This window comes from Lachnospira rogosae (ex Hitch et al. 2025) (assembly GCF_040096455.1).
Taxonomy (GTDB): domain Bacteria; phylum Bacillota; class Clostridia; order Lachnospirales; family Lachnospiraceae; genus Lachnospira; species Lachnospira rogosae.
This window is the reverse complement of record NZ_JBBMER010000001.1, coordinates 1-24839: the sequence shown is the minus strand read 5'-3', so window position 1 is coordinate 24839 and position 24839 is coordinate 1. Positions and strand designations below refer to the sequence as shown.

The 24839-nt window shown below is 36.5% G+C and carries 20 protein-coding genes and 1 tRNA gene; 2 read left to right on the top strand and 19 right to left on the bottom strand.

Annotation, left to right across the window (positions count from 1 at the left end):
- The first annotated feature begins 75 nt into the window (after nucleotides 1-75).
- Complete coding sequence (gene ychF / locus WMO14_RS00105; protein ID WP_022501397.1) at nucleotides 76-1173, top strand: redox-regulated ATPase YchF; 1098 nt, start codon at nucleotides 76-78, stop codon at nucleotides 1171-1173.
- 161 nt (nucleotides 1174-1334) lie between these two features.
- On the opposite strand, the gene rpe is transcribed toward ychF, so the two are convergent.
- The 15 genes from rpe to arcC all read right to left on the bottom strand — a co-directional run bounded on the left by rpe (nucleotide 1335) and on the right by arcC (nucleotide 21517).
- A complete protein-coding gene (gene rpe / locus WMO14_RS00100; RefSeq protein WP_090139901.1) occupies nucleotides 1335-1997 on the bottom strand; it encodes a ribulose-phosphate 3-epimerase in 663 nt (220 codons plus the stop codon).
- An 84-nt stretch (nucleotides 1998-2081) separates the two neighbouring features.
- Nucleotides 2082-2957: a ribosome small subunit-dependent GTPase A gene (rsgA, locus tag WMO14_RS00095; RefSeq protein ID WP_022501399.1), complete on the bottom strand. Its 876-nt coding sequence runs from the start codon at nucleotides 2955-2957 to the stop codon at nucleotides 2082-2084.
- Nucleotides 2958-2972: 15 nt separating this feature from the next.
- The gene (gene pknB / locus WMO14_RS00090; protein WP_349153070.1) at nucleotides 2973-4967 is read right to left on the bottom strand and encodes a Stk1 family PASTA domain-containing Ser/Thr kinase; all 1995 of its coding nucleotides are present in this window, start codon (nucleotides 4965-4967) and stop codon (nucleotides 2973-2975) included.
- Between the two features lie 16 nt (nucleotides 4968-4983).
- Nucleotides 4984-5703, bottom strand: a complete 720-nt coding sequence (locus tag WMO14_RS00085) for a Stp1/IreP family PP2C-type Ser/Thr phosphatase (protein ID WP_055307057.1) — start codon at nucleotides 5701-5703, stop codon at nucleotides 4984-4986.
- 126 nt (nucleotides 5704-5829) lie between these two features.
- On the bottom strand, nucleotides 5830-6885 hold the full coding sequence (gene rlmN, locus WMO14_RS00080) for a dual-specificity RNA methyltransferase RlmN (RefSeq protein ID WP_439655285.1): 1056 nt from the start codon (nucleotides 6883-6885) through the stop codon (nucleotides 5830-5832).
- Nucleotides 6886-6935: 50 nt separating this feature from the next.
- Entirely contained in the window at nucleotides 6936-8246 is a 1311-nt protein-coding gene (rsmB, locus tag WMO14_RS00075) for a 16S rRNA (cytosine(967)-C(5))-methyltransferase RsmB (RefSeq protein ID WP_318295534.1), read from the bottom strand.
- A gap of 30 nt (nucleotides 8247-8276) precedes the next feature.
- Nucleotides 8277-9236 carry a methionyl-tRNA formyltransferase gene (gene fmt / locus WMO14_RS00070; RefSeq protein ID WP_055174350.1) on the bottom strand — a complete coding sequence of 320 codons (960 nt, stop codon included), beginning with the start codon at nucleotides 9234-9236 and terminating at the stop codon, nucleotides 8277-8279.
- 2 nt (nucleotides 9237-9238) lie between these two features.
- Nucleotides 9239-9709: a peptide deformylase gene (def, locus tag WMO14_RS00065; protein WP_022501405.1), complete on the bottom strand. Its 471-nt coding sequence runs from the start codon at nucleotides 9707-9709 to the stop codon at nucleotides 9239-9241.
- Nucleotides 9710-9744: 35 nt separating this feature from the next.
- Entirely contained in the window at nucleotides 9745-11973 is a 2229-nt protein-coding gene (priA, locus tag WMO14_RS00060; RefSeq protein ID WP_022501406.1) for a replication restart helicase PriA, read from the bottom strand.
- Nucleotides 11963-13468, bottom strand: coding sequence for a UDP-N-acetylmuramoyl-L-alanyl-D-glutamate--2,6-diaminopimelate ligase (locus tag WMO14_RS00055; RefSeq protein ID WP_022501407.1), 1506 nt, complete (start codon nucleotides 13466-13468; stop codon nucleotides 11963-11965). Before WMO14_RS00055 ends, priA begins: the two co-directional genes overlap by 11 nt.
- Before the next feature lie 25 nt (nucleotides 13469-13493).
- Complete coding sequence (locus WMO14_RS00050) at nucleotides 13494-15164, bottom strand: formate--tetrahydrofolate ligase (RefSeq protein ID WP_090139902.1); 1671 nt, start codon at nucleotides 15162-15164, stop codon at nucleotides 13494-13496.
- A gap of 114 nt (nucleotides 15165-15278) precedes the next feature.
- Nucleotides 15279-18143, bottom strand: a complete 2865-nt coding sequence (locus WMO14_RS00045) for a DNA translocase FtsK 4TM domain-containing protein (protein ID WP_349153068.1) — start codon at nucleotides 18141-18143, stop codon at nucleotides 15279-15281.
- Nucleotides 18144-18294: 151 nt separating this feature from the next.
- Nucleotides 18295-19932 carry an ABC-F family ATP-binding cassette domain-containing protein gene (locus WMO14_RS00040; RefSeq protein WP_055174348.1) on the bottom strand — a complete coding sequence of 546 codons (1638 nt, stop codon included), beginning with the start codon at nucleotides 19930-19932 and terminating at the stop codon, nucleotides 18295-18297.
- Between the two features lie 52 nt (nucleotides 19933-19984).
- Nucleotides 19985-20440 carry a hypothetical protein gene (locus tag WMO14_RS00035; protein ID WP_156333733.1) on the bottom strand — a complete coding sequence of 152 codons (456 nt, stop codon included), beginning with the start codon at nucleotides 20438-20440 and terminating at the stop codon, nucleotides 19985-19987.
- 138 nt (nucleotides 20441-20578) lie between these two features.
- Nucleotides 20579-21517, bottom strand: coding sequence for a carbamate kinase (arcC, locus tag WMO14_RS00030; protein ID WP_022501412.1), 939 nt, complete (start codon nucleotides 21515-21517; stop codon nucleotides 20579-20581).
- A 238-nt stretch (nucleotides 21518-21755) separates the two neighbouring features.
- Here arcC and WMO14_RS00025 point away from each other — a divergent pair, with 238 nt between their 5' ends.
- A complete protein-coding gene (locus WMO14_RS00025; protein ID WP_055174346.1) occupies nucleotides 21756-22559 on the top strand; it encodes a S8 family peptidase in 804 nt (267 codons plus the stop codon).
- Here WMO14_RS00025 and WMO14_RS00020 read toward each other — a convergent pair.
- The 4 genes from WMO14_RS00020 to WMO14_RS00005 form a co-directional block, all read right to left on the bottom strand.
- A complete protein-coding gene (locus tag WMO14_RS00020) occupies nucleotides 22546-23247 on the bottom strand; it encodes an SdpI family protein (RefSeq protein ID WP_055307062.1) in 702 nt (233 codons plus the stop codon). The two genes, WMO14_RS00025 and WMO14_RS00020, sit on opposite strands and share 14 nt — an antisense overlap.
- A 14-nt stretch (nucleotides 23248-23261) precedes the next feature.
- Entirely contained in the window at nucleotides 23262-23531 is a 270-nt protein-coding gene (locus WMO14_RS00015) for an autorepressor SdpR family transcription factor (protein WP_022501415.1), read from the bottom strand.
- Between the two features lie 616 nt (nucleotides 23532-24147).
- Nucleotides 24148-24399, bottom strand: coding sequence for a hypothetical protein (locus WMO14_RS00010; RefSeq protein ID WP_022501416.1), 252 nt, complete (start codon nucleotides 24397-24399; stop codon nucleotides 24148-24150).
- Nucleotides 24400-24669: 270 nt separating this feature from the next.
- A tRNA-Trp gene (locus tag WMO14_RS00005) sits at nucleotides 24670-24740 on the bottom strand.
- Nucleotides 24741-24839 lie beyond the last annotated feature (99 nt).

Here is a 24839-nt window from a genome sequence, read left to right as displayed (position 1 = left end):
GTTGCGTTACTGCGTATATTTACTAAACATAAATCTGCATATGATACACATTTATGTTGGAAATGAGGAGAATATATGAAACTTGGAATAGTTGGTCTTCCTAATGTTGGAAAGAGTACACTTTTTAATTCTTTAACTAAGGCTGGAGCAGAATCAGCCAATTATCCATTCTGTACAATAGATCCTAATGTAGGAATTGTTGCCGTACCAGATGAAAGACTTGATAAGCTTGCAGCACTTTATAATTCAGCAAAGATTACACCTGCCGTTATCGAATTCGTTGATATAGCTGGTCTTGTTAAGGGTGCTTCTAAAGGTGAAGGTCTTGGTAACCAGTTCCTTGCTAATATAAGAGAAGTTGATGCAATCGTTCACGTTGTCAGATGTTTTGAGGACTCTAATATTGTTCACGTTGATGGTTCTGTCAACCCTGTAAGAGATATTGAGACAATCAACCTTGAATTAATCTTTTCTGATATGGAAGTTCTTGAAAGACGTCTTGCTAAGCAGAAGCGTGCTTCCTACAATAATAAGGACATTGCTAAAGAATGTGACCTTATCGAAAGACTTCTTAAGTTCCTTGAGGCTGGTAATCTTGCCAAGAACTTTGAATGTGAAGATGAAGACGAAGAATCATTTATGAGAGAATACAATCTTCTTACAAGCAAACCTGTTATATTCGCTGCTAATGTATCAGAAGATGACCTTGCCGATGATGGTGCTAACAATGAATATGTACAGAGTGTACGTGAATATTCTAAAAAGGATAACTGCGAAGTATTCGTTATATGTGCACAGATTGAACAGGAAATCTCAGAACTTGATGATGATGAAAAGAAAATGTTCTTAGAGGACCTTGGAATTAGTTCTTCTGGTCTTGATAAGCTTATCGCTGCAAGCTACAGAATATTAGGTCTTATAAGTTACTTAACTGCTGGTGAGACAGAGACAAGAGCCTGGACAATAACTAACGGAACTAAAGCTCCTGGTGCTGCAGGTAAAATCCACAGCGATTTCGAGAGAGGCTTTATCAAAGCAGAAGTTGTCAACTATAAGGATTTACTTGACTGTGGCTCTTATACTAAAGCCAAGGAAAAAGGTCTTGTACGTATGGAAGGTAAAGACTATGTTGTTAAAGACGGCGATGTAATATTATTCCGTTTCAACGTATAATAATATTAGTACATTAATAATTATATATTTATAATAATATAAGTTCTACAAGTCAGATAATATAGGATTTGTTCCAACTTCTGAACTTCTGACAAAGAATTATATAAAAGATGGTGGCACGAATTAACGTGTCACCATCTTTTTATCTACAGGACATAATTTTAATATGTGCTCATTATCTCCTTAAATCTCTTAACATTAGCTCCTGCATCATTCTTAAACACAGCCGAACCTGCAACTATTACATTAGCTCCAGCTTCAAGCACTGATACGAGATTTTCTATATTAATTCCACCATCTATCTCAATATCTACGTTATCAAGACCTTTTTCTATAAGCTTTGCTTTAATCTGCTTAACCTTTTCTAATGACTCCGGTATGAACTTCTGTCCGCCAAAGCCAGGATGAACGCTCATAACAAGCACCATATCCACCAATGAAAGATAAGGCTCAATAGCCTTTACTGGTGTCTCTGGATTAAGTGTAATAGCTGCTTTGACACCACATTCCCGTATCTTTTCAATTGTGGCAACAACATCTTCGCACGCCTCAACGTGGACAGTTATTATATCCGCACCACATTTTACAAATTCTTCTATATAACGGATTGGTTCTTCGATCATAAGATGAACATCAAATACTCTGCTTGTACAGCTTCTTATTGATTTGATAACAGGCATACCATAGGAAATGCTTGGAACAAACCTGCCGTCCATGACATCAATATGTATATACTCTGCTCCTGCTTCATCAATTGCTTTAATATCTTTCTCAAGATTTTTAAAATCTGCTGATAATATTGAAGGTGATAATATAGTCATTATATTCCTCATTTCTGTGTAATTAATATTATTTAACCTATACAGCCAGCCCTGGCATATAGATAATCAATTATCGCTAATCTATAATTAATATTTCTTCTTGTTCTTTACCTCGTCATATATCTCTACATAACTTGTATAACGTCTTCTGCTTATTAATCCTGCCTCAACCGCTTCCTTAACCCTGCAGTCAGGCTCATTAATATGAACACAGCCATTAAATCTGCACTGCCCTTCATATTCACTGAATTCCTCAAAATAAAATCTTATCTGTTCCTTTTCAAGTTCTGGAATATTAAGAGATGTAAAGCCCGGCGTGTCGCATATATATGTAGCATCGCTCACATTAAATATCTCCGAATGTCTTGTTGTATGCCTTCCTCTTCCAATCCTGCTCACATCACCAGTTGCACTCACTTCCTGCGGAAGTATAAGATTGGTAAGTGACGACTTGCCAACACCTGATGGTCCAGCTAATATTGTCGTCTTTTTCTCAAGTGTCTTAAGAACTATGTCTATTCCTTTATTATCATAAGTACTTATAAATATGACTTTACAGCCACATTTTTCATATATGTCAGAAAGCTCTTCTAATGTGTCATCTTCTGCCAGATCTATTTTGTTAAACACTACAACTGTAGGCACATTCTGATAATCCATCATCATTATAAATCTGTCCAAAAGATTATAATTAGGTTCTGGTGATTTTACAGCAAATATTACCATAGCCTGATCTATATTCGCAGAAGCTGGTCTTATAAGCTCATTCTTTCTTGGAAGTATCTGTATGATATTACCTGTCATCTTATCGTTATCTATTATATCTATAATAACATTATCCCCGACAAGCGGCTTTATCTTTTTATTCCTGAATATTCCTTTTGCCTTACATTCATATATACCACAGGATTCTATATGGACATAATAAAATCCTGCAATTCCCTTTATTATCTTTCCCTGCATAAGACTTCCTATACTCTAATTGCTTGTATTGCCCGTTCCTGTATTAGAACTGCCATTGCCACTTGATGTATTGCTTCCACTGCTATTGCCCGATGTGTTAGAACCACTATTATTGCCGTTACTATTGCTATTGCCGTTACTGTTGTTATTGCTGTTACTATTACTGCTGCCTGAACCTGATGCTGTAGTAGAAGTTGTTGAGCTTGTATAGTGGCTTACATATATAGTTATAGTTGTTCCAGACTCTACAGTGTCACCACCAGAGTAAGGTGTCTGTGAAGTAACAGTACCATATGATGCCTTAGATGAAGTCTCATATTTTACTGATACCTTAAGCCCGGCTGCCTCGATAGACTGATTGGCAAGGCTTTCTGTCATTCCTATTACATTAGGAACTGTGGCTTTAGTTACCTGCTTTCCACGGCTTACTTCTATTGTAACTGTTGTACCTTCTGTTACTGTTCCAGATGGGCTGTATTTAACAACCTTTCCGGCTTCTACTGTACTGCTGTATACATAATCAACAGAAACGACAAGATTATCATTTTCAATAAGCTCTTTTGCTTCTTCTTCTGTCTTACCCTTTACATTAGGAACTGTGACATTCTTAGTTTCCCTGCCACTGCTTATTGTAAGAACAATCTGTGAGTTCTTCTCAACCTTAGAACCACCTACATTGCCCTGGTTTATTACACTGTTCTCTGCAACTGTATCTGAACTCTGTGTCACGGCTTTATAGCCAAGACCAACTTTATTAAGTGCACTTATTGCATCGTCCTTAGTCATTCCAACTACATCTGGTACTGTAACCATATCTGATGCCTTTGAATTGCCAGACACAGCAGTTGTAACCTGATTAGAAGCCTGACTGTTATTGTTAGATGAACTCTTGCCGCTTCCTATAAGCTTTACAACAACAAATATTGTGATAATAAGAATTATAACTGCAATTCCTATACCGATACATTTCATAATAAGCTCTAACTTATCATTACTCTCATCATCAATATCGTTATCATCTTCTTCCTCATCTATATTATCATCAATATCTGCAAATGTATCCTCACCTAATAAGCCGTCATCTTCTTCCTGCTCATCTATATCCTCATCATCTGAATCAGTCTGTGCATAGTTATCATTAACTGATGTGTCATACATAGGAGCAAGCTTTACAAAATCGTCCTCCGGCATAACAAGTGACTTCTTTAAATCTACTATAAGGTCATAGGCAGACTGATAACGCCTGTCTGTCTTCTTCTGTGTACATTTAAGAACTATCTTATCAACACTTACTGGTATTCCCTCAACAAGCTGAGATGGTGCTGGTATTGTATCCTGAATATGCTGTACAGCTACTGATACTGCTGTATCTCCGTCAAATGGAACTGTTCCAGTGAGCATTTCAAATAATGTAATACCAAGTGAATATATATCACTTCTCTCATCCGAATAGCCGCCTCTTGCCTGTTCTGGTGATATATAATGTACAGACCCCATAGAAGCTGATGTATTAATTGTTGCTGTTGAAGCTACCTTGGCAATACCGAAATCAGTAACCTTAACCTTGCCCTCTTTAGATATAATTATATTCTGTGGCTTAATATCCCTATGGACAATATTATGTTTATGAGCTGCATCCATACCATTAGCTACCTGTATAGCAATGCTTACAGCCTCTTTATATGGAAGTTTGCCTCTCTTTTCAATATACTTCTTAAGGGTAACTCCCTCAACAAGTTCCATAACTATGTAATATATGCCATTCTCAACACCGACATCATACACATTTACAACATTAGGATTAGTAAGTCCGGCAGCTGACTGGGCCTCAGCCCAGAATTTGCTTACAAATGTCTTATCCTGGCTAAATTCTGACTTCATAACTTTAATTGCAACATATCTGTTAAGCTTGTGGCATTTGGCTTTGTATACATCTGCCATTCCGCCTGTACCAATCTGTTCAATTATCTCATATCTGTCAGCTAAAAACATTCCTTCTCTTAACATCATTAAATTACCTCTCTGCCTATGGTTCAATTAAAATCACTGATATGTTATCTCTGCCACCATTATCATTGGCCCTGCTTACAAGCCTTTCTGCGGCTTCCCTGATATCGTGGCTGCTCTTTATTATATGAAATATCTCCTGGTCTTCTAACATATTAGTCAATCCATCAGAACACATAAGTATCATATCTTCCTTTTTAAGATCAACTGAAAACATCTCGGCTTCGACGGTGTCATAGCCACCTATTGCCCTTGTGATAACATTCTTTTTCTCATGGGTTCTTGCAGCTTTTCTGTCAATTTCGCCCCGCTGTACCATTTCTTCCACCCACGAATGGTCTCTTGTAATCTGGATTATATCTTCTCCGATTACATACAATCTGCTGTCACCCACATTGGCTACTCTTAAAGTATTGTCAAATATGCTGGCTACCACTAATGTAGTTCCCATTCCATTATATTCTTCCGACTCGCCTGCCTTTCTAAGAAGCAGTGTGTTGACAAGCTTAATGTTATTATCTATTGTTGCTAAAGGATCTTTGCCTTCTGACTCTTTTAATAATTCAACAAGCGTTTCAACTGTATATCTTGACGCTGTGTCACCAGCTTTATGTCCTCCCATACCGTCTGCCACAATAAACAGATTAGGCAGACACCCTATATCATCAAGCTTTGCATAGACATAGTCCTGATTGACATTTCTTTCAATTCCTACATCTGTTGTTGCAAATGCGTTCATTTCATTCTCCATCCATTCTTTAATGTATCAGTTTTACTATTAATGAATAGTATCCCATATCAATATATATTATCATACCAGCTATAAAAATGCGACATATTTCAGCCACTTTTTATGCAGCTGGCTCTATATGGCAGAATTCTCATCTATATGATTCTGCCTCAACTGTCCACAGGCACCGTCTATATCGCGCCCCATCTCACGTCTGACAGTCGCATTAATTCCTTTTCTTTCAAGCATATCCCTAAAATTCTTTATAGAATTCTTCTCTGACTGCTCATAATCTCTTTCCTTAATCGGATTAACCGGTATCAGATTAATATGACAGTTAAGCCCTTTTACAAGCTCTATAAGCTCATTGGCACATTCTTTAGTATCATTAACGCCCTTAACCAGACTATATTCAAATGATATTCTTCGTCCTGTCTTATCAAGATAATACCTGCACGCATCCATAATCTCTGCTATGCTGTATTTATTAGCAATAGGCATCATAGTCTTTCTTAACTCATCATTAGGTGCGTGAAGCGATATTGCAAGTGTTATCTGTAACTTAAGATCTGCCAGTTCTTTTATCTTAGGCACAATTCCACAGGTTGATACTGTTATATTTCTCTGGCTTATATTAAGTCCTCTTTCACTGTTAAGCAGTTCTATGAATTTAATAACATTATCGTAATTATCCATAGGCTCACCAGAACCCATTATAACAACATTGCTTACTCTCTCATTAGTATCCCTGCTTATTCTGTATATCTGGTCAAGCATTTCTGATGGTAAAAGATTTCTTACACATCCATTAAGAGTTGATGCACAGAAACGACAGCCCATTTTACAGCCCACCTGTGATGAAATACATACCGAATTGCCGTGATGATACTTCATAAATACACTTTCTATAAGATTGCCGTCATAAAGCTCAAAAAGGTACTTTCTAGTGCCGTCTATCCTTGACTCCTGCATTTTTACAATCTTAAGACTTGTATACAAGGTATCTTCCTTTAAAGTATTCTTAAGCTTATCGGAAATATTGGTCATCTCATCATAACTTTCTGCCAGTTTCTCGTGCATCCACGAATATAACTGGGCAGCTCTGAATTTCTTTTCATTAATACTCTCAACATATTGTACAAGTTCATTGTAATTCAATGATTTTATATCAGTCTTATGCGGCATAACCATACTCCATTCCATTTATCTGTTATTTCTTAAATATATTTACATTCCCCTGTTTAACTCTTAATAAGACGAGCGACAAAGAATCCGTCCATTCCTGAATTATTGGCAGGAAGCAGCTGATGATACTCTCCGTCTTTCGTAAAGCCTGATTCTTTACATATCCAGTCGGCATTATCCTCATTTTCTGCCCTGTTAATTGTACAAGTACTATACATTAACACTCCACCACTCTTAACATAGCGTGATACGACCTTTAAAATATCTCTTTGAAGATCTACAAGTGACTGCAATTTTTCAGGCGAAGCATTATATTTTATATCCGGCTTTCTTCCTATTATCCCAAGACCTGAACAAGGAAGGTCAGCTATAACAATATCAGCTTTATTAATCAGACTTTCATCACAATCAAGTGCATCATATACCTGTGTCTGTATATTAGTGATATTAAGCCTCTTAATATTCTCATCAATAAGTGCAACCTTGTAATCTGACAAATCTCTGGCGATTACCCTGCCGCAATCCCCCTGTTCTGACATCTTAAGTGCGGCATTAATTGACTTTCCGCCCGGTGCACCGCATACGTCAACTATTGTATCTCCCGCTTTTGGTGCTGTGTATTCACCTGCAAGCATTGAGCTGATATCCTGAATCTGATACATACCATCCTGAAAGCTTTTAAGCCCTGCGATATAATCATAATCGGATATCTCATACGCATATGGTATATTCTCTACTTCTTTTACTGTCACATTCTCACGCTGAAGAAGTTCTTTAATCTGTTCCCTGGAAGCCTTTGATGTATTACATCTTATATATGTCTTCTTCTCACACTTCATACCCTCAAGCACGGATTTAACAGTATCTATTGACATCTGCCCTGACCACAGCTCAATTATCCACATTGGCATAGAATACTTAACAGACAGATATTCATATGGACTTTTATTATAATCTGGATATTCAATATTGTCTTTATTGCGTGATATATTTCTTAACACACCATTAACAAAACCCTTAAGCCCCGCAAATCCCCTCTTTACAGCAAGCTTGACAGCCTCATTACAAGCTGCACTGTCAGGCACATTATCCATATATATTATCTGATATACACCCATTCTTACAATTCTTCTTATAACAGGCTTCATCTTCTTAACTGGTGTCTTTGAATACTTGTTAATAATATAATCTAATTCTATCTGGCTCTCTATAATGCCTAAAGACAGCTTATTGATAAATGATCTTTTACTCTTATCAAGATACTGGTACTTTAAAAGTGCATTGTTGATTATTATATGTGAAAATTCATTGTTACTCTCTATTTCTTCCAAAATGTCGAGTACAACCGCTCTTAAATTAACTTCCATACAGATTATTCTCCATTATAATATAACTAATTACCCTAATGCAGTCCCTTCTTCAACGTGGCTTCCAAGAAGAAAGGCATCTGTTGACATTCTCTTCTTACCCTCAAGCTGAAGTTCATTAACCTTAAGATAATCTTTTCCGCATTTTATAATAAATGTCTTCTTATCTACATAACATACTGTTCCAGCTTCACATTCCTTTGAAACATTATTGTTATTTATAATATCATCACTGTCATTCACAACATCTGCATCCCATATTTTTAACATTTTGCCATTAAGATGTGTAAATGCACTTGGCCAAGGATTAAGTCCTCTTATAAGGCACTCAATCTGTCTGGCACTCTTAGTAAAATCAAGCTCTCCCATTGACTTTTTAAGCATTTTGACATATGAGCTTTCAGCTTCGTTCTGCTTTTCTGGTATAATGCTTCCAGTCTCAAGTCCTTCAAGTGTCTTAATAAGAAGCTTAGCACCAACTATGCTTAATCTGTCAAAAAGGCTTCCGCCTGTCTCTTTCTTATCAAGTTTAACCTTATCTACCAAAAGAATATCTCCTGTATCAAGCCCCTCATCCATCTTCATAGTCGTAACACCGGAATACTCACATCCGTCTATTACTGCCCACTGGATTGGAGAGGCACCCCTGTACTTAGGAAGCAGTGAAGCGTGTACATTAATACATCCAAGACGTGGCATATCAATAATACTCTTAGGCAATAGCTGTCCAAATGCAACAACAACAAACACATCAGCATTATATTTTCTTAATTCTTCAACAAATGCTTCATCTCTTGCTCTTTCTGGCTGAAGAACCTGTATATTATTCTTAACAGCTTCTTCCTTAACAGGTGAAAATACAAGCTCCTTGCTTCTTCCCTTTGGCTTGTCCGGCTGTGTCACAACAGCCACTACATCATACTGGTTATCAATAAGTTCCTTTAACGTCCCAACTGCAAAGTCAGGAGTTCCCATAAATACAACCTTCAATATTAATCTTCCTCCGTTTCAGTTTCCATAAGTGGACCTTCTGCCTTATCAACATACATTACTCCGTCAAGATGATCAATCTCGTGTAAAAGACATCTTGCAAGAAGTTCTTCACCCTCAACGATAATCTCTTCCATATCTTCATTAAGTGCCTTAACCTTGGCATAAGATGGTCTTGTCACGATACCAACCTTACCCGGAACACTAAGACAGCCCTCCTGTCCTGTCTGTGAACCACTTGTCTCAAGAACTACAGGGTTAATAAGCACTATTGGATCATCACCACAGTCAATTACTACTAATCTCTTTCTTATTCCTACCTGTGGAGCTGCAAGTCCAACTCCATTAGCCTCATACATTGTTTCAAACATATCATCAATAAGTTCCTGTATTCTAGGTGTCATCTCAGTTATTTCTTTTGCTTCTTTTCTTAATATCTCATCACCTAATGTTCTTATATTTCTGATTGCCATAACTTCCTCCATAATCAAATAACATATGCGTATGTTTAATTAACATCATATGCAATGTTAATATTCTTGTAATCTGAACTGCCATTAATATTATTATCCAGCATATCCATAATTAGTTCAAGTGCTTTAAAGCTTGAACTTCTTAAATATATCTGCTTCGTGTATATATCTTTAATCTTGTATATAGAAGCATTTGATGGACCAAGTACTATAATCTTGTCATCTTTAACAGTATTGTTATCCTGAATATACTGCTGTATCAAAGCTTTAATATTTCCTGCCCGCTCTGATAACAGCTTCTCATTAATACTGCTTATGTTAATCTTTACCATATTATTAACAGGTGGATATGAAAGCAGCTTCCTGTAAGACATTTCCTGCTCATAAAAACTCTTATAATTCTGCTCCGCCGCACATAACAAGCCATAATTATCAGGTGAATATGTCTGTATTACAACTTCACCCTTTCTTTCTCCTCGTCCAGCTCTTCCTGCCGCCTGTGTTATAAGCTGGAATGTACGCTCAACAGCCTTATAATCACTTGCATACAAGGATATATCTGCCGCTACGACTCCGACAAGAGTAACCTTTGGAAAATCGTGTCCCTTTACTATCATCTGCGTGCCTATAAGTATATCTGCCTGTTCTGTCGCAAATGCACTTAATATATTCTCGTGTCCGCCTTTGCCTTTGGTTGTATCCATATCCATTCTTAATACCCTTGCCGCAGGAAACATCTTATTAACTGCATCCTCTACAGCCTCTGTTCCTGCCTTAAAGCCAAGAATATACTTAGAACCACATTCAGGGCATAACGATACATTAGGAGTCTCGTATCCACAATAATGACATACAAGCTTTCCATTCCTGTGAAGTGTCATAGATACATCACAATGCGGACATTTCATAACATAGCCGCACGACCTGCACGAAACAAATCCGGCAGTTCCCCTTTTATTAAGAAACAGCATTATCTGTTCGTGTTTATTAAGCCTGTCACTTATAAGCTCATACAGCTTTCTTGAAAATATTGTCCTGTTACCTGTCTTTAACTCCTGTCTCATATCAGCTATATATACCTGTGGCAGGCTTGCCTCTCCTGCCCTGTTATTAAGCTCTATAAGCTTATACTCGCCTGCTTCTGCCCTGTAATAGCTGTCAATTGACGGTGTTGCAGAGCCTAGTATAACAGAAGCTCCCGCCTCCTTTGCAATATGTATTGCAAGGTCTTTGGCGTGATATCTTGGGACTTGCTCTGATATATACGCACCCTCGTGTTCCTCATCTATAACAATAAGTCCAAGATTAGGAAACTGTGTAAACAATGCCGATCTTGGACCTATCATAATACTTATTTCACCTTTAAGTGCTCTTACGAACTGGTCATATCTCTCACCTTTTGACATTCTTGAATTAATAATAGACACTTTATCCCCAAATCTGTGATAAAATCTCTGAACAGTCTGAAATGTAAGTGCTATCTCAGGTATAAGCATTATAACCTGCCGTCCGGAATTAATAGTATGTTCAATAACATCAAGATACACTTCTGTCTTTCCGCTTCCGGTTACTCCTCGTATAAGATATGTATTGAACGCTCTATTATCATAATCCTCCACTATTGTATCAACGGCTCTTTGCTGTTCCTCGTTAAGCACAACCTTTTTATTAAAAATGTGCTTATCAGACACAGGATTTCTATAGTAACTTTCAACCTTGACATTTATAATTCCGTCTGCTTCAAGTGCCTTTACTGTTGCTGGCGAAATATTAAGCTTGTCTTTTACTATCTCCATATCAATAACAGGTTCATCAATAAGTGCACACATAAGCCTGTACTTAGCTTTCGCTTTTTTCTCATATATGCTTATAAGTTCTTGTGCCTTTTTAGTATCAACCAAAAGGCAGACAGACTTTTTCTGCTTATGTCCGACCTCGTCCTTAACAGGAATAACCGTCTTTAATGCCTGATTCATAGTACAGCCATAATGCCGTTTCAGCCACGCTGCAAGCTTTATCATACTTTTAGCGACATTTACTTTTCCTGTAACAACACTGTCAATGCTCTTTATCTTATCAACAGGATATGATGGCTTATCAGTTAAACCAATTACATATCCTGTTATAATTCTATTACCTTTTCCAAAAGGCACTCTTACAGATGTTCCGATATCAACACTACCATCCATATCATCAGGCACAGCATATTGGAATGTCTTATCAAGCTGTTCGTGTGAAATATCTATTATTATATCAGCGTACATTTTTCTCCTTTAATTCTTCAAGAACTTCTGATATAAGAACACGTTCGTCCATAGGATATTTAACGCCTTTTATCTCCTGATAATCTTCGTGTCCCTTACCTGCAAGCACGATAATATCTCCAGGTTCACCATTCTCAATAGCATATTTAATAGCTTCTTTTCTGTCTGCAATATCAATATGCTTACCTGTAGTCCTGTTAATTCCAGTCTTAATATCTTCCATAATAGCAAGAGGCTCTTCAAATCTTGGATTATCAGATGTTATAATCGTAAGGTCTGCTAATCTTCCAGACACTTCACCCATCTCAAATCTTCTCTCTTTAGAGCGGTTGCCACCACAGCCAAACAGGCATACAAGTCTATGTGGATTGTACTCTTTAAGTGTCTTTAAAATACTCTCTAAGGACATCGCATTATGAGCATAATCAATCATAAGAGTAAACTTATCAGATACTGGAACAAGCTCTATTCTTCCTTTAACCTTTACATCTTTCAATACATTTTCAACAATAGCATTATCCACATTAAAATGTCTTGTAACAGCTATTGCACACAATGAATTATATACTGAGAACATTCCCGGAAGTGAAAGTTCCACATCCATATTGACAAGACCACTACACTTATAAGTAAGACCTATCTTTCCTCTCTCATGGAACAACTTGATATCACTTGCCTTTATGTCTGCATCTTCTGATATGCCATACTTCTCAACACTGCATACAGAGTCTCTTAATATATCAGCTGTATGCTTATCATCTGCATTGACTATTCCTGTCTTGCACTGCTTAAAAAGCTTAGCCTTACATTCAAGGTACTCCTCAAATGAAGCGTGCTCATTAGGACCGATATGATCAGGCTCAAGATTAGTAAATACTCCGATGTCAAATACAATACCTGCAGTTCTGTCAAGCTTTAAGCCCTGTGAGGATACCTCCATAACTACTGCCTTACATCCCTCATCAACCATTTTCCTGAAGGTTTTATGAATCTGTATTGACTCAGGTGTTGTATTACAGGACGGAACAGCCTCATCTCCTATAACTGTCTCGATAGTTCCGATAAGACCTGTCTTTATTCCACACGCACAAAGAACATTCTTTATCATATAAGTTGTAGTTGTCTTACCCTTAGTTCCTGTAATTCCAATTGTAAACAACTTCTTATCAGGATTGCCGTAAAATGCTGCTGACATAAGTGCAAGGGCAAGTCTTGTATTATCACATTCTATAACTGCTGCCGGTATCTTCTCTGTATTATACTGTGATCCCTTCTGTACAACTATTACAGCCGCCTTATCCTTAACCTGCTCTATATATTTATGTCCATCGCTTACCGAACCAACTATGCAGACAAAGATACCTCCGTCTGTTACTTTTCTTGAGTCAGAAGCAATACCTGTAACAGTTGTATTAATATCACCATTAACAACTGTATATTCAAAATGTTCTACTTCATTAGCTCTGCATATATCCAAAATATCTTTTAACTGCATAACTGCTCCTTTCTTTTCAAGACACCTAGAATAATCCTGTTATCTTCTCATTCTCTTCATCATAATCAATGCCTTCTGCCGCTGGCACTTTAGGAAGTCCTGGCATAGTAAGAACTTTTCCTGTAAGTGCTACAACAAAGCCTGCACCAGCATCAACATACACTTCTCTAATATTAATTGTAAAACCTTCTGGTCTTCCTAACTTAGATGCATCATCAGACAAAGAATACTGTGTCTTAGCCATACATACAGGAAGATTTCCAAAGCCCATCTGTGTAATATGGTCAAGTTCCTTCTTAGCCTTAGAATCATATGTAACACCATCTGCTCCATATATTTCTTTAGCTATTGTCATAATCTTATCCTCTAATGGAAGTTCATCTTCATATAAAGGCTTAAAATCGCTCTTCTTATCAAATGAAGCAAGCACCTTATCTGCAAGTTCTATTCCGCCTGCTCCGCCGTCTGCCCATACATTAGATAATGCAAATTCACAGCCTAATTCTTCACAGTGCTTCTTTATGAATTCATATTCTTCCTCTGTATCTGTCACAAATGAGTTGAGTGTAACAACTACAGGTACACCATACTTGTGAATATTCTCAATATGTTTATCAAGGTTTACTATACCATTCTTTAAAGCTTCCATATCTGGCTTTGATAATTCCTGCTTAGGAACTCCACCATTATATTTTAATGCCTTAACAGTAGCTACAATAACAACTGCATCAGGCTTAAGTCCAGCCTTTCTGCACTTAATATCAAAGAACTTCTCAGCTCCAAGATCTGCACCGAAACCAGCCTCAGTAACAGCAATATCTGCCAGCTTTAAAGCAAGCTTTGTTGCTCTTACAGAATTACATCCGTGTGCAATATTGGCAAATGGTCCACCGTGTACAAGCACAGGTGTATTCTCTAGTGTCTGAATCATATTAGGCTTTATTGCATCTTTTAATAAAGCTGCCATAGCTCCTGTTGCCTTTAAATCCTTGGCTGTAACAGGATCTCCTGCATAATTATATGCAACAATTATCTTGTCAATTCTTTCCTTTAAATCTTTCATATCCTCAGCAAGACAGAGTATAGCCATAATCTCTGAGGCTACTGTAATTATAAAATGATCTTCTCTTGTAACACCATTAGGCTTGTCACCAAGTCCGATTACGATATTCCTAAGAGTTCTATCATTCATATCCATACATCTCTTCCATACAATTCTCTTAGTATCTATTCCAAGAGCATTACCCTGATGTATATGATTATCAAGCATTGCTGCAAGAAGGTTGTTAGCTGATGTTATCGCGTGGAAATCACCAGTAAAATGTAAATTAAGATCTTCCATAGGAACAGCCTGTGCGTATCCGCCGCCGGCAGCTCCTCCCTTTATACCAAAGCAAGGTCCTAATGATGGTTCTCTTAATGCAGCAATTGCACTTATTCCTTTCTGGTTAAGTGCTTCTGTAAGTCCAAGACTTATTGTAGTCTTTCCCTCACCTGCCGGAGTTGGATTGATAGCTGTAATAAGAACAAGCTTTCCATCTTCGTTATTCTCTACTCTGTGGATAAGCTCATCTGATAACTTAGCCTTATACTTTCCATACATTTCAAGTTCGTCTTCTGTTACTCCAACCTTTGCCGCAACATCTTTAATATTCTCTAAATGTGCTTCCTGTGCTATCTGAATATCGCTCTTAATTTCCATAATTTCATCCTTTCCCGCAGCGTAATTATAATGACAGGACTAATGCCCTGACTATGATACTTATGCTACTACATATATCATATACAATCTATTTTGTACATATATTCATTATATATTTTTAATAAATTCTTCAAATTCCTCTGCTGTCATAAGTACCTTCCTTGGCTTAGTGCCAATCTCTGGTCCTACAACACCGGCATCTGCTAACTGGTCCATTATTCGTCCTGCCCTGTTGAAGCCAATCTTAAACTGTCTTTGTAACATTCCAATTGAACCTCTCTCTTTCTCAATAACAAAACGTCCTGCATCTGCAAATAATGAATCTCTGTCATCCTGCTGTTCTGCTGCCTGTCCACCGGCTTTTGAAGCTATGGCAGTCTCAGTTATGCTCTCATCGTAATTAACCTCGCCTGACATATTATCTTTAAGGAACTGCACAACCTTTGACACTTCTTCATCTGACACAAATGCTCCCTGAACCCTGATTGGCTTAGGTATATTAGATGGGAAGTATAACATATCGCCTTTACCTAACAGCTTTTCTGCACCATTCATATCAAGTATAGTTCTTGAGTCAACACCCGATGACACGGAAAATGCTATTCTTGACGGTACATTTGCCTTAATAAGTCCAGTTATTACATTAACCGATGGACGCTGTGTTGCTATAACCATATGGATACCTGCCGCTCTTGCAAGCTGTGCAAGCCTGCATATTGCATCTTCGACCTCTCCTGGTGCTACCATCATAAGATCTGCAAGCTCATCAATAATTATAACTATCTCTGGCAGCTTTTCAACAGGAATTTCTCCTTCTTTGAATTCCATCTTTGCAGCTATGTCATTATAGCCCTTAAGATTACGTGCACCAACACCTGCAAACTTCTTATATCTTGTATTCATCTCATTGACTGCCCAGTTAAGAGCACCTGCCGCCTTCTTAGGCTCTGTCACAACCGGAAGCAGCAAATGTGGTATTCCATTATATATGCTTAACTCAACAACCTTAGGGTCAACCATAATAAGCTTTACTTCATCAGGGCGTGCCTTATATAAAATACTCATTATAATTGTGTTAATACATACTGATTTACCTGAACCAGTAGCTCCTGCAATAAGAAGGTGAGGCATTCTTGCTATATCTGCAACAATGGTCTTTCCTGCTATATCCTTACCTGCTGCAAATGCAATCTTTGACGAAGTATTCTTAAATGTATCAGTTTCTATTAGCTCTCTTAAGAATACACTGCCTGCCTCTTTATTAGGAACTTCTATTCCTATGGCTGATTTGCCTGGAATAGGTGCTTCTATTCTTATATCTGCTGCCGCAAGGCTTAACTTAATATCATCTGCTAAAGATACTATCCTGCTTACCTTAACACCAAGCTCAGGCTTTAATTCGTATCTTGTTACTGATGGTCCGCAGCTTATATCTGTAATATCGACCTTAACACCAAAGTTCTGCAATGTCTGCTTTAATGTGATTGCTGTATCCCTGTTCTCACGCTCAAGATTAGAAGCTTTCGAATTAGTATTGCGGTTAAGCAGGCTGACTGGCGGAAACTTATACTGCTTAGAACTTTCAGCCGATGAATCAGCTGTATTTTCTTTAACCTGCATATCCTCTGTCTCAGATGGATTAGACACATCTGACGTATTATCCGTATCTGATGTATTAGTCATATCTGATACATTAGCCATACCTGATATATTAGCCACACCTGATATATCAGTCATATCTGTTACATTAGCCATACCTGATATATTAGCCACACCTGATATATCAGTCATATCTGTTACATTAGCCATACCTGATACATTAGCCATACCTGATATATCAGTCATATCTGATACATCTTCTGACATATTATCATCTTTATCAGGTATGTCATATGACTCGTCCAAATCAACCATCTCGTCCCGATGTTCGCTTTCATTTTCTTCTGATGCACTATCTGTATGCAGCTCCCATACTGGCTCTCTGCTTATACGAGGCATAGGTGTAATCAACGGATCATATATATCATCACTATACATATCATCTTCATTATCCACGGCCTCTATCTCTGTTATATCTATATCTGAACCTTCATTCCTGTTATCATCATATATTGTAAGGTCATTAGTAACACCCCTAACAACATTATTCATACGTGCATTAGCAGAGGCTTCTTCTCTTGCTTCTTTCTGTGCCATTCTTACACGATTGGAATGTTCCTTATATTCTGAATAATCTTTTCTTGCCTCACTTACTATCCTCTCTCCGCTATTACGGATACCTTTGATAAATGATTTCTCTGTAATAACAATTATACAGATAATAGCAAGAATTATAAGTATAACTAAAGAACCTGCCATACCCAGTGGATTTAACATCTTACATAATATCCCTCCAAACAGGCCGCCTCCAGTCTTATACTCTGAACAATATGTAAAATATGTACCAACCGGCTCTTTTATATCCGGCACATTAGTAACTCTCTGCCACAAAGCTGCCGCAATAACCGACAATACATATGCCATAGCTGCTTTAATCTTCATAACTCCGATAATATCTTTATTGGCAAGCATAAACATAATACTTACAGCTATAATTACCGGAACTATATAAGCAGCAATTCCAAATAGTCCAAACATAAACCATTTAATTGAACGCCCAACAATTCCTGCCATATTAAAATTACTGAGCAGGAGGATAATTGTACACGCTAAAGCTATTAAAAGAACTATCTCATCCCTTAGCTGGTTATTCATCTGCGATGAATTGCTTCCTGTATTTCTTGAAGATGAACTTCTCGAACCAGAACCTCTTGTATTAGAGCTTTTCGTGCCATTTCCTTTGGAATTAGAGCTTTTCTTAGTTGTATTGCTATTTCCTGAATATGAAGTTTTACCTGATTTGCTGTTAGACGTCGTCTTTCTTTTGGTACTGCTGGTCTTCTTGCCTGTACTTTTACTTCTGCCTGAAGCCATATATCTAACTCCTCCATATACTACTATTAAAATTAGGTAATAACAGCTTGTGTATACACACTTATATTGCATACATAAGCTATCAACACCTGACTAATACTAATATATGGGGATGCCACATTCGTGACAACCCCATCCTAAGCATTAATAATTAATCTTCATCATCACTTGCAGCTTCTGCAAATCCCTGACGTTTTCTTGCCATCTCATCGCTCTCAAGATACTCATCGTAAGTTGTAATCTTATCAATAAGCTGCCCTGATGGAACGATTTCCATAATTCTGTTAGCTGTAGTCTGAATGAACTGATGATCGTGTGATGTGAAAAGTGCCACACCTGGGAACTTAATCAGTCCATTATTAAGTGCTGTAATAGACTCCATATCAAGGTGGTTAGTAGGGTCATCAAATATAAGTACATTAGAACCCATAATCATCATCTTGGATATAAGACATCTAACCTTCTCTCCACCGGAAAGTACCTTAACCTTCTTAACACCATCATCCCCAGCAAATAACATACGTCCAAGGAAACCTCTTACATATGTAGGATCTGGATCTGGTGAATACTGTGTAAGCCATTCAACAATTGTATCCTCTCTGTTGAACTCTGCCGCACTATCCTTAGGGAAATATGCCTGTGAAGTTGTTACACCCCATTTGTATGAACCCTCATCTGGCTCCATATTACCTGTAAGAATATTAAATAAAGTTGTAGTTGCTAATTCATTAGAACCAACAAATGCAATCTTGTCATCTTTATTAACAATAAATGATATATTATCAAGCACCTTAACACCATCAATTGTCTTAGAAATACCTTCAACCTGAAGTACTTCATTACCAATCTCTCTTGCTGGTCTGAAATCTATATAAGGATACTTTCTGCTTGATGGTCTGATTTCATCAAGTTCAATCTTCTCTAATGCTCTCTTTCTTGAAGTAGCCTGCTTAGACTTAGACGCATTAGCTGAGAATCTCTGAATAAAATCCTGAAGTTCCTTAATCTTTTCTTCCTTCTTCTTATTAGCTTCCTTCATCTGCTTAATAATAAGCTGGCTTGATTCATACCAGAAATCATAGTTACCAGCATAAAGCTGAATTTTGGCATAATCAATATCTGCAATCTGTGTACATACCTTATTAAGGAAATATCTGTCGTGTGATACAACGATAACAGTATTATCAAAATTAATAAGGAATTCTTCAAGCCACGCAATAGCATCAAGATCAAGGTGGTTAGTAGGCTCATCTAATAAAAGAATATCAGGATTACCAAATAAAGCCTTAGCAAGAAGAACCTTAACCTTCTCACTACCATTAAGTTCTGACATAAGCTTATAATGAAGATCTGTAGTAATTCCAAGCCCGTTAAGAAGCTGTGCAGCATCTGATTCTGCTTCCCAGCCATTCATATCAGCGAACTCTGCTTCAAGCTCACTTGCCTTATTACCATCTTCCTCTGTGAAATCTTCTTTAGCATATATTGCTTCTTTTTCTTTCATTATTTCATAAAGGCGTGTGTTACCCATAATAACAGTATCTAATACAGTGTACTCATCATACTTGAAGTGGTCCTGTTCAAGGAATGATAATCTCTGACCTGGTGTAATAGATACATCTCCCTTACTTGGTTCAATCTGACCAGTAAGTATTTTTAAAAATGTTGACTTACCTGCACCATTAGCACCGATAAGACCATAGCAGTTACCTTCTGTAAACTTAATATTTACATCTTCAAAAAGGGCCTTTTTACCTATACGAAGTGTTACATTGTTTGCACTAATCATTAATCATAACCTCCAGTAATGTTAAACATTACAATTATAGATGGAATTGGGATTAATTGCAAGTATTCTGATTGAATATATCATTGACAACATTACACACAATATCATCAGCAAGCTGATACATCTTACAATTCATCTCATAATTGTCCTCGCACTCCTCACAATCACATATAATACTTTCAAGCCAGCCACCTCTTTTGGGCAAATTCTTAATCTTAATATGGTTGTTGACTACATATAATTTAATCTTCCCCTGTTCTGATAATTTCTTAACAAGCTCCAGATAATATACTCCTTTAATGTCATTAAGCATTTCATATGATATAAATAACACAACATACCTGTGCTTAATAAACAGTTCATTATTCTTTCTTGTATTCATCTGCCACAGCAGATTATTAACCCTCCCTTCCTCAAATACATTCAATACATTAATACCCTTAAATTCTAAATGTTCCATCAGACTATCCATATCTGAATTCTTCTTTTGCATCCCCATTAAAAGCAAAACAACACCTCCTGATAATTATTATAACCATATTCTACCACATAATTATATATATTATCGAGAGATGTTGTAATTCATCAAATATATGTTGTAATTGAACCACTTATTGTTGTGCAGGTTCCATTATATGTCACCCAGTTAAGCTGTTATTGTAGTTCCTGCCTTTCCGTCTAAGCCTTCTTTAGCCTGCTCAAGATTAGCAATAACTGCCTTTCTGTCTGAATCAGCTGCAACAAATCTAATTGATGCATCTACCTTAGGGAATGTTGTCTTAGCTGGGAAATGTCCAGCTTTAATATACTGGTGAAGATCTGCTGCTGATACATTGTCAAATACCTTCTCGTCAGCTGTTCCCTTGCCAATTGTTAGCTTATCATAAGCTGTAAGGAATAATAATGTATCTGCTCCGACAAGTTCTGCAAGCTTAGCTGCTGTGTAATCCTTCTCTATAATAGCTGATGCACCCTTAAGGTGTGAACCTTGCTGTAATACTGGAATTCCACCACCACCGGCAGCAATAACAATCTGATCTGCCGAAAGAAGTGCCTTAACAGCATCAATCTCATATATATCAATAGGCATTGGAGCTGCAATTATTCTTCTGAACCTGCCTGGTTCTTCTTCAACTACATAGTTACCCTTTTCTTCCTCTGCTTCAGCTTCTTCCTTAGTCATATATCTTCCGATTATCTTAGAAGGCTCAGAAAATGCTATATCAAAAGGATCAACTCTTACCTGAGTTATAATTGTTGAAACTGTCTTATAGATACCTCTGTTAAGAAGCTCCTCCCTGATTGCATTCTGTAAATCATAACCTATATAGCCTTCACTCATAGCACCACATACTGACATAGGAGCAACAGTCCTGTCTTCTGGCTCAAGTCTTGCAAATTCTGTCATAGCTGTCTGAATCATACCAACCTGAGGACCATTGCTGTGTGTAATTACTATCTGATACTTAGCTTCTACTAAATCTGCAATAGCCTTAGCTGCTTTCTTAACATTTGCCTGCTGTTCTGGGAATGTTTCTCCGAAAGCATTTCTTCCTAATGCAACAACAATTCTTTTCTTGTCCATAACGCAACCTCTCACTTTTCACGAATATTATACATATTATCAATGCCTTTAATCTTACATAAAAACTTTCTACTCGAAAATCTCAGATAAAAGCAATTCCAATTACTTAAATGTATTATGTATTTGAATATTATATAAGATTTTAATACAAAAAGCAAATATAAGACATCAATAATCAACGCACCAATCACAATTATTATGAATAAAATATTTATATAGAGCATAACTGAGGATAGATATGAATAATAATATAGGTGTTGCTGTACTTGATACAGGCATATATAAGCATATAGATTTTGGAAACCGGATAATCGCATTTAAAGATTTTATTAATAATAGAGTATTTCCATATGATGACAGCGGTCACGGCACGCACGTTTCAGGCATAATCGCAGGCGATGGCTATGCAAGTCACGGCCGATTCAAAGGAATAGCCCCTATGAGCCAGATTATATCTGTTAAGGTGCTTGACTCCAACGGCAATGGCAATATAGAAAATGTTATTAAAGGCACTAAATGGATAATCAATAATAAAGATATTTACAATATAAAAATAGTAAATATTTCCTTTGGCACTACCCACAACCCCTCCAATACTTCTGAACTAATAAAAAATGTGGAAAATATGTGGAATGAAGGCATTATTGTTGTTGCCGCTGCCGGTAATAGCGGTCCAAAGTCCCACAGCATAACCGCACCCGGCACAAGCCGCCTTGTCATTACCGTTGGCTCTATTGATGATAAGACATTTAATTCCGGCCGCGGTCCTACTCTTGATGGCATTCTTAAGCCCGAACTTGTTGTCACTGGCTCTAATATCACAGCGTGCAGTAATAAAAAAAATGGATATTCCACCAAAAGCGGAACATCCATGTCTGCACCAATTGTAAGCGGTGCAATCGCCCGTGTTCTTAATAATCACGATTATACTCCTGACGAAATCCGCCAACGGCTTAAAAAATGCTGTCACAAAGTCAATCTTGCCACCAATCAGCAGGGCTGGGGACATCTTGATATAATACAATTTATTAAAGGCCCTTGACCTTATAAAGCCAGAATGAATAAGCAACACTTCCTATGCCTGTCACAAGAAATACAACCATAAATATAATAATTGTCACTTCATCACTTAATACATTATTAAGCAATGCAATTATTATTGAAATAACACCTGCTACAACATATAGCTTACCTGCCATTCTATGTGTCATATTCCAATTCTCTTCGCTATTTAATGTCCACGGAACTTTAATTCCTATTGTATAATTCTGTTTCAACTTTGGCATATAATTACCAAGCCCTATAAACATAACACCAATGATAAAAAATACTGCCATTGTCATACTTACTTTACCACCAAGTGCTATTATATATATAAGTACATTAATTAAAATGGTAATCAATGGAACAATCCATATTGATACAAGTACAGGTTTATGATGAATCTGCTCTTTTCTTGGGTCAATATATAATTTAATAAGTACACCAATCTGGATAATTGCACACAGACAAGGCATTATAAATATTCCCTCAGCCTTAGTCGCCAATCTGTCTACATTGCCTTTAATTCCCCAATGAACAGGCAATTCATCGGGAAGCTTATTCCATAACGCCAATCCTATAATAATTGGTAGCAATGTAGCGATAACCGATATTACTGCCATTGAAAGGCTTATATTAGAATTATTACAGCTATTATCATTTTGATAATCAGTATTATTATCTTTCATAGATACTTTTCCTCCTAATTTTCTTTATTCTTTAAATCAGATAACCACATCATCAGTTCCTCTAGTACTGTGAGATTTAATTCATAGTAAATAAAATTCTTTTTTCTATTTTCTCTTATTAAATCTGCCTTTTTTAATACTTTCAAATGATATGATACTGTGGCTTGTGTCATATCGAACTGTTTAGCAATCTCTCCCGCCGAAAGAGGCTTATTCTTTAACATCTCTAAAATATCCCTCCTTGCCGGGTCAGATAATGCCTTAAAAGTATCTGCAAATGCCAAACATATCACTTCCTAACTTTGCCTAATTATTGTTCCATTCAGCGCTGTATTATAATTTCATTCTATTTAGAAAATTATCTAATTAGAAATCTATCTAAATAGTAAAGCATATTATTTATAAAGTCAATATGTATTATCTATTTTCTTACATTTGTTAATTATCTCTTTTATTTGAAATTGAATATAAGTTTTTTATCAATATATTTTAACCACCATCAAAGTTATTTCAAAAAAGATTAAACCGCCCTCAGCCATTGAAATTAAAGGTCTGAGGACGGTTTCTATCAACACATTTTGTCCTATAAGTCACATTTTCCTATAAGTCTATTTTGTCCTATAAATCTATCTTATCTTATAAATCTATCTTGTCTTATAAGTCTTAATTTCTATTTCTAATAACACGTAAACTTAAACACATACAATTTAATATTGGGGAACAATTAAAATCAAATAAATAAGGTCTTAAAAATCAAAAACTGCATAATTCTCCTCCATCTCTAGGTGGGAATTTGCGTATTTTGACTTTTAAGACCTTATTTATTATAACCTTCTAAGCTTTGAATATTTTAAAATTTTAGCATTTTAAATTTTTCTATTTTAAAATGCTAAATGTTCTTTAAAGCAAATTATTGATTATAGGATATATATTAATAAATCCCTCTTTCTGCTGTTCTGCCATCTGTCTTGTATATTGAAGTACATCTAACATAAAATACTGAATTGCAATCATTGCAAGTGCTAATACTATAATTACAACAAGTGGTATCCACTTATGCTGCTTTAACCTGTCCATTAATTTGCCGTTATTCTTACCGCCCGCTCTATTACCATTGTTCTTATTATTCTTAAAATAGCTGCTGTCTACCATATACGCTCCTGAATATATTATTAATTATGCTATAATAATTGATTATATACATATCTTCTTAATGATAACATTATATTATTTCTGACGCAATATTTATAATTATGATTTACATAAGTTTAATAAATAGCTTTATCTTTTAGTCATATCGCATAAGTTGCTTTGACAATAAGCTGATAAACTTTATTTCATAAGATACTAAATTAAAATAAAAAAAGCTTTTACATTATCTCCTAATGCAAAAACTATCTTCTAACTTATATAAAACTATAACAGGGGTGGAGAGAATCGAACTCCCACCAAAGGTTTTGGAGACCCCTATGATACCACTTCACCACACCCCTATCTAAAGGAATAGATTGCTCCTTCAAAACTGCACATTAAATATATCTTATACATCCGTATCCTGTCAAGTACTTTCGTACTTTCCTTAAGAATAACTC

Coding starts and splice junctions, on each gene's coding strand:
- ychF (WP_022501397.1), top strand. CDS start 76: ATGAAACTTGGAATAGTTGGTCTTCCTAATGTTGGAAAGAGTACACTT.
- rsgA (WP_022501399.1), bottom strand. CDS start 2,957: ATGCAGGGAAAGATAATAAAGGGAATTGCAGGATTTTATTATGTCCAT.
- pknB (WP_349153070.1), bottom strand. CDS start 4,967: ATGATGTTAAGAGAAGGAATGTTTTTAGCTGACAGATATGAGATAATT.
- WMO14_RS00085 (WP_055307057.1), bottom strand. CDS start 5,703: ATGAACGCATTTGCAACAACAGATGTAGGAATTGAAAGAAATGTCAAT.
- rlmN (WP_439655285.1), bottom strand. CDS start 6,885: ATGGTTATGCCGCATAAGACTGATATAAAATCATTGAATTACAATGAA.
- rsmB (WP_318295534.1), bottom strand. CDS start 8,246: ATGGAAGTTAATTTAAGAGCGGTTGTACTCGACATTTTGGAAGAAATA.
- def (WP_022501405.1), bottom strand. CDS start 9,709: ATGGCAATCAGAAATATAAGAACATTAGGTGATGAGATATTAAGAAAA.
- priA (WP_022501406.1), bottom strand. CDS start 11,973: ATGTACGCTGATATAATAATAGATATTTCACACGAACAGCTTGATAAG.
- WMO14_RS00055 (WP_022501407.1), bottom strand. CDS start 13,468: ATGCAGTTAAAAGATATTTTGGATATATGCAGAGCTAATGAAGTAGAA.
- WMO14_RS00045 (WP_349153068.1), bottom strand. CDS start 18,143: ATGGCTTCAGGCAGAAGTAAAAGTACAGGCAAGAAGACCAGCAGTACC.
- WMO14_RS00040 (WP_055174348.1), bottom strand. CDS start 19,932: ATGATTAGTGCAAACAATGTAACACTTCGTATAGGTAAAAAGGCCCTT.
- arcC (WP_022501412.1), bottom strand. CDS start 21,517: ATGGACAAGAAAAGAATTGTTGTTGCATTAGGAAGAAATGCTTTCGGA.
- WMO14_RS00025 (WP_055174346.1), top strand. CDS start 21,756: ATGAATAATAATATAGGTGTTGCTGTACTTGATACAGGCATATATAAG.
- WMO14_RS00020 (WP_055307062.1), bottom strand. CDS start 23,247: ATGAAAGATAATAATACTGATTATCAAAATGATAATAGCTGTAATAAT.
- WMO14_RS00010 (WP_022501416.1), bottom strand. CDS start 24,399: ATGGTAGACAGCAGCTATTTTAAGAATAATAAGAACAATGGTAATAGA.